Here is a 4,687-nt window from a genome sequence, read left to right as displayed (position 1 = left end):
GATCACTCCTGTCTGTTTTGCCATATGTATATGGGGTTTAGGTTAAACATGGAGCTAAGGTGCAGGCTAGTGGATTGACTATCAATTGAATGTGCCATATAGGCCAACTCTGCCAACTAAACCAAAAAGGGCACAGTTTCTAATAAAATGTCTTCAGCCGTTCGAAAAGTCCGTTCCGTTTTAAAATGTAAAAAATAGCCTTTCAGGCCAGAAGTGTCAGTAATTTATCCCCTATATCATCTTGCTTTTGATCAGATTCGACCTAAACAGATCGAATCCGAAAATTCCACCTTTGAGCTGGACTGGGTATAGAAGGCCAGGTAATGATAAAACTGTCCGGCAAGTGGTCCCGTCCAGGGAAAATCAATGGTCAGTGATCCGTTTTTCCGATAACCGCCCTTTTCAACACTCCATTTCCTTTTGGTAACCGGATCCAATGCCACATAAAAAATCTCATCCCCATCTTTAGCCATTCCCTCAAATGAATTGGGCCGCCAGGTTAACACCAGTCTATTTGAAGCTTCCCATGATGCTGCAGCGTCTGCTGGCTCCAACACATCTCCCGAAGAAATTTTCACCCTTTCAGGATACAGATTTGGTTCGCCATCCACCGGCAGTATTGCCTGCTTGATTGCCAGGGACAGTGCTTTTCCAAAACGCTTGGATTTATCGGCGGAGAGTCCGGAAAATCCCAATTCCAACTCCGAACGGATAGGTGTCAAAAAAGCATTGGCCTTTTTGAAAGCTTTTCTGGTATAGACCTGTTTTGCTGAAGGCTTTTTCTTGGTCTTAACTGGCCTGGATCGTAAAACGGTCTTCCCATCACGCTCATAGACTACAAGGTTTCCCATCTTACCGGAAACCAGTCTGTTTAAATTACGAGGAGGCTTTGCCATTTCTGTTTTGTTAGGGTTAGATACGCTATAGCTACGTTCACTCTTCGAGGTCTTAATCAAGTGTCATCGTTTGGTTATAGTCAATGAAGAGTCGAAGGAAACTCGAACAAGAGTCGAAGAAGAGTCGACGTTGATATGGGTTTGATGCTTGGATTAGCTCTTAAATTAAGGTCAGGACTGGTAGGATAAACCCAGTTGATTCCAAGGGGACTTTGACTGGAGTCAACTGATAAACTGCTCGATCTTATGTATCGGGATACCCGAAAATTCCGAGAACTCATCCAGTGTGACATACTGATGCGCCTCCTTCTGAAAATATTTTCTGATCTTGGTCAGCATTGAATTGCTGTAACGCTGACTTCGGCCGGTGATGATCTGGATATCCTTGGCATAAATGACCACTCGTTTCTTTATCATGACAAGATGCGGTTTCGGCGGACCTTAAATCCTGAGAAAAGAGTCAGAACATTTCGTATAGTAATTCCAGTTAAACCATCCGGCCATCACCTGGAAAGCATCACAAACCCAGCTCTCCAGTTCGCGGTGCTCTTCAACTATTTCGTAACCGATGTCGCTTGCATCGGCTCCCAATTCCGCCAAGTACTCAGCGTCAAAAAAACACTGCAAGCCCTCCTCTCCGGGATAATAATCGATCACCATCTTATACTTCAATGGGTGCAGGCAATTTTGAGACAGTAAATCGGTTCCAAAATCTCTGTCCGCCACAAACTGGATCATCTTACCGATCGCCAGCTCCAGTTCAGATGTCACCTCATATTTGTCGCGGTAAGGATGCCTTACCATACCAAACATCAGCCAGACACCCAGCCCGGTGATTCTGTTGTATTCATAATTATCCAAATCTTCAAGCTTTCCACTTCCGCTCAGAAAGAACTCCTCTGCATCAATCAACCCTTCCAGATAGTCATCCCAGTTTTGTTGCCAGTTGGAAACGGCGAAATGAAGACTGCACACTTTGGATAACTGGATCAGATTCTCACAGACATTCCCTATGGTACCGGTCAAGCCCGTCAAGTCCTGGCGCTGGATTGCTTTCACGACCGCGATAAATTCCTGTTCAGGTCTTTGATCATAATAATCCAGGAACAAGTCCTTCGTCAGGGAAAAACGCATGATCAGTTGTAGTTCATTGACTTCGCCATCGGGAAATAAAAATCCCACGAGCAGGTTGTTCGTTCGGCGTCTGACTTTTTCAAAAGTCCCGTAGTCTTCAAACATCTTATTGCGCCAGGCCCAAACTAGGGTGCCGGTATCCAATTGGATTGTTTGGGGGTGCATCGCCGGTTTAAGGTCAAATAGTTTCATTTCAGCCTAGATTTTAGTTTTTGTTTGAAACGGTCCACAGACCGGCTGGATATTCCAAAAAAGGCAGCCAATTCCCGATGGGTAATTAGTTCCTCCAGTCCCGAAAATTCTTTTATCAAGGCAGGGTAGCCATTTCTATCCCCATCCCCCTTCTTTCATCCTACCCAAGGCAAAAGAGCTCACTCCACTGCCCTGGATAGCGAGCCTGTTATTATCACTCCCCCAACTTGAACAGGGACAAGTGGCCGGGTAGTCATGCTAGAGGAAATTGGTTTTTTTCTTTTTCCTTTGGACATCTCGGATGCTCGTCCTGAAAAATGCCGCCAGATCCGTATCCTTCAGGTGCATCACCAATCCGGGCTGAGATTGATGAAGGGCCATCAGTCCATGTTCAATCCCATCATGCGGATTCTAAACTGCATCGTCTTCTGGGCCGCGACCCGATGAGTCAATTCCCGGTATAGCCTGTTGAGAGAAAAAGACTCTTCCAACAGTTCTATTTCGGCATCCCTGCCCAGCTCTAGAAAGACCACATCAGAAATGGCTTTCAAGATGCTGTCGTTTTTCTTTCGGGAATGGTAGGAGACATCCTCCCTGACCACATCGTTTTGGCAAAAAATCTGGTCCAACTGCAGCTCCAGATTTTCATCAATCAAATACAGTCCGATGAAGCCTTCACATAGGAAGCGGGTGGCTTCTTCTACCTCGTGTTCATTCTTGATGACGCTTCCCCTCCTGAGGGTTTTTTGGGTCATCAGAGGAAAGACCTTGTCGTACTCCGCCTCTGGTAGATGTACCAGTTGCCTATAGTATAGTCTCAACTGGAGTTCATACTTTTTATCCATATCGATTAAGTTTATTAAAAAGCCAAATGGGGGTGAAAAAGCGTTATGGAACTCGGTAATCGTCAGAATTAACTAACAATTGAGTATCAAAATATGTGGAAAAAACTCTTCATAACCACAAATAATTCTGCAATTTTTTCACAATTCCGTTAAAAATATGCCAATTGGCAGAATTTTAATGTGAAAAATCTAATTGTGCCAATTGGCTTGCATTTTTTTTAGCACGTCCATCTACCTTCCCTAAAGCCCAACAAAAGAATCTATTATCTCTCTTTCAACTGGGTGTTCAATCTTGAAATTGATTCTGACTATGGAACAGAAACCGGCCAAAAATATACCCCTTATCCTGCTCATTCTCCTCTGGAGCTACACCGGACTGGACAAGCTGGTACGGTTTGATCAAAGCCGCAAGGCGTTCCTGAATCAGCCGATGCCCAATGAAATTGAAGAAGTATTGGCGTATGCCGTTCCCGGAGTTGAGTTGTTGATTGCCCTGCTCCTGCTCTTTTCAGTGACGCGGTGGTGGGGATACCTGGGCAGTGTCTTGCTGCTGACGGTATTCATCACTTATGTCGGGCTGATCTGGGTGGGAGCATTTCCGAGGGTACCGTGCAATTGTGCGGGAATCTTGGAGAGTTTGGGCTGGGCGGAGCATTTCGTTTTGAATATAATTTGTATCGGGATTGGAGTGTGGGGATTGAGATTGGAAAATTGGAAAATTGAAAAATTGGAAAATTGAGGTTGTCGGGTTGTCAGCTGCACTGTTGTCCAGTTGACCAGTTGTCGGGTTGAGGAATTGCAATATTGGAAGATTGAGATGGGAAAGATGGAAGGGGGTGATGTGAGAAGGAAAGTGCCATAGGCACGGCCGATACCATAGCCTGGGGTTTCATGTGATGTTTAATTGATATCTAATGGTCACATGGAATCTCGCATGGAGGAAATTTATGCATGGATATCGTACGGTAGGTCATGCTTGATTTCAACCCCAGGAAAAATGGATCACACATCCCCGCCTCGGCGCAGAGATATCATCGGGATAATGTTGCTGAAGCCGAGGGACGGAGATGATCGTTGCTGCGGACGAATTTCATTTCGGAGTGGTCTGTGACACAGACCACGGCGAGGCTGGCATAGGCCATGGTGCGGTAGAAGCAGGACAAGGGAACGAAATGATGAAGATTTGTCCTACCCTGCAGCCTGGCCCAAACCTAAAACAGCCCACCGGGCTGTTTCCTAACGGTTTGTCCTCCTGCAGCCTGGCCCCCCTACCCCCTTTGAAAAAAACTCATGTTGACTTGTCCTGAATTGAGTTTACACCAGGTAAACTACTATGAAACGACAAAAAGAAAAAAAGACGAGAGGAATAGGGTCTCTGAGTTGGGCTGAGCGGGAAGAAATGATCAAAGAATATCTTTCGGGGAATTACTCTAAAGTTGAGATTTGGAACAAGTACACGGGTCAATCTACAGAACATGGGAAAATTCTTAAGTGGATGCGAATGCTCGGTTATTCTGATAAAATCGAAAATCCAGTTAAAAGACATTTATCTTCGGGTTTTACCAGACAACAACAACCCGTTTTGGCCACCAAAGACAACCTGCAAGATCCAAGAGAGCT

Annotated in this window: 6 protein-coding genes; 2 read left to right on the top strand and 4 right to left on the bottom strand. The window is 45.2% G+C overall.

Annotation, left to right across the window (positions count from 1 at the left end; translation table 11 throughout):
* Window positions 1-251: 251 nt before the first annotated feature.
* The 4 genes from G459_RS0123795 to G459_RS0123775 all read right to left on the bottom strand — a co-directional run bounded on the left by G459_RS0123795 (window position 252) and on the right by G459_RS0123775 (window position 3,067).
* A complete protein-coding gene (locus G459_RS0123795) occupies window positions 252-896 on the bottom strand; it encodes a DUF6266 family protein (protein WP_157373442.1) in 645 nt (214 codons plus the stop codon).
* Between the two features lie 222 nt (window positions 897-1,118).
* On the bottom strand, window positions 1,119-1,313 hold the full coding sequence (locus G459_RS0123790) for a hypothetical protein (RefSeq protein WP_026969821.1): 195 nt from the start codon (window positions 1,311-1,313) through the stop codon (window positions 1,119-1,121).
* 24 nt (window positions 1,314-1,337) lie between these two features.
* Window positions 1,338-2,222 (bottom strand): hypothetical protein, encoded by an 885-nt coding sequence (locus G459_RS0123785; protein ID WP_157373441.1) that lies wholly within the window; start codon window positions 2,220-2,222, stop codon window positions 1,338-1,340.
* Between the two features lie 380 nt (window positions 2,223-2,602).
* On the bottom strand, window positions 2,603-3,067 hold the full coding sequence (locus G459_RS0123775; protein ID WP_026969819.1) for a cyclic nucleotide-binding domain-containing protein: 465 nt from the start codon (window positions 3,065-3,067) through the stop codon (window positions 2,603-2,605).
* 310 nt (window positions 3,068-3,377) lie between these two features.
* Here G459_RS0123775 and G459_RS28485 point away from each other — a divergent pair, with 310 nt between their 5' ends.
* Together G459_RS28485 and G459_RS30240 are read left to right on the top strand one after the other, a co-directional pair.
* Window positions 3,378-3,806 (top strand): MauE/DoxX family redox-associated membrane protein, encoded by a 429-nt coding sequence (locus G459_RS28485; protein ID WP_051315407.1) that lies wholly within the window; start codon window positions 3,378-3,380, stop codon window positions 3,804-3,806.
* Between the two features lie 594 nt (window positions 3,807-4,400).
* The coding region (locus tag G459_RS30240) for a hypothetical protein (protein ID WP_035456913.1) at window positions 4,401-4,687 on the top strand (287 nt) is incomplete at its 3' end.

It is taken from the genome of Algoriphagus terrigena DSM 22685 (assembly GCF_000429445.1).
GTDB lineage: Bacteria > Bacteroidota > Bacteroidia > Cytophagales > Cyclobacteriaceae > Algoriphagus > Algoriphagus terrigena.
This window is presented reverse-complemented; position numbering and strand designations above follow the sequence as displayed.

What these genes read in the sequence shown, in the direction of transcription:
- G459_RS28485 (WP_051315407.1), top strand. Translation starts at nt 3,378, where the DNA reads ATGGAACAGAAACCGGCCAAAAATATACCCCTTATCCTGCTCATTCTC.
- G459_RS0123775 (WP_026969819.1), bottom strand. Translation starts at nt 3,067, where the DNA reads ATGGATAAAAAGTATGAACTCCAGTTGAGACTATACTATAGGCAACTG.
- G459_RS0123785 (WP_157373441.1), bottom strand. Translation starts at nt 2,222, where the DNA reads ATGAAACTATTTGACCTTAAACCGGCGATGCACCCCCAAACAATCCAA.
- G459_RS0123795 (WP_157373442.1), bottom strand. Translation starts at nt 896, where the DNA reads ATGGCAAAGCCTCCTCGTAATTTAAACAGACTGGTTTCCGGTAAGATG.
- G459_RS0123790 (WP_026969821.1), bottom strand. Translation starts at nt 1,313, where the DNA reads ATGATAAAGAAACGAGTGGTCATTTATGCCAAGGATATCCAGATCATC.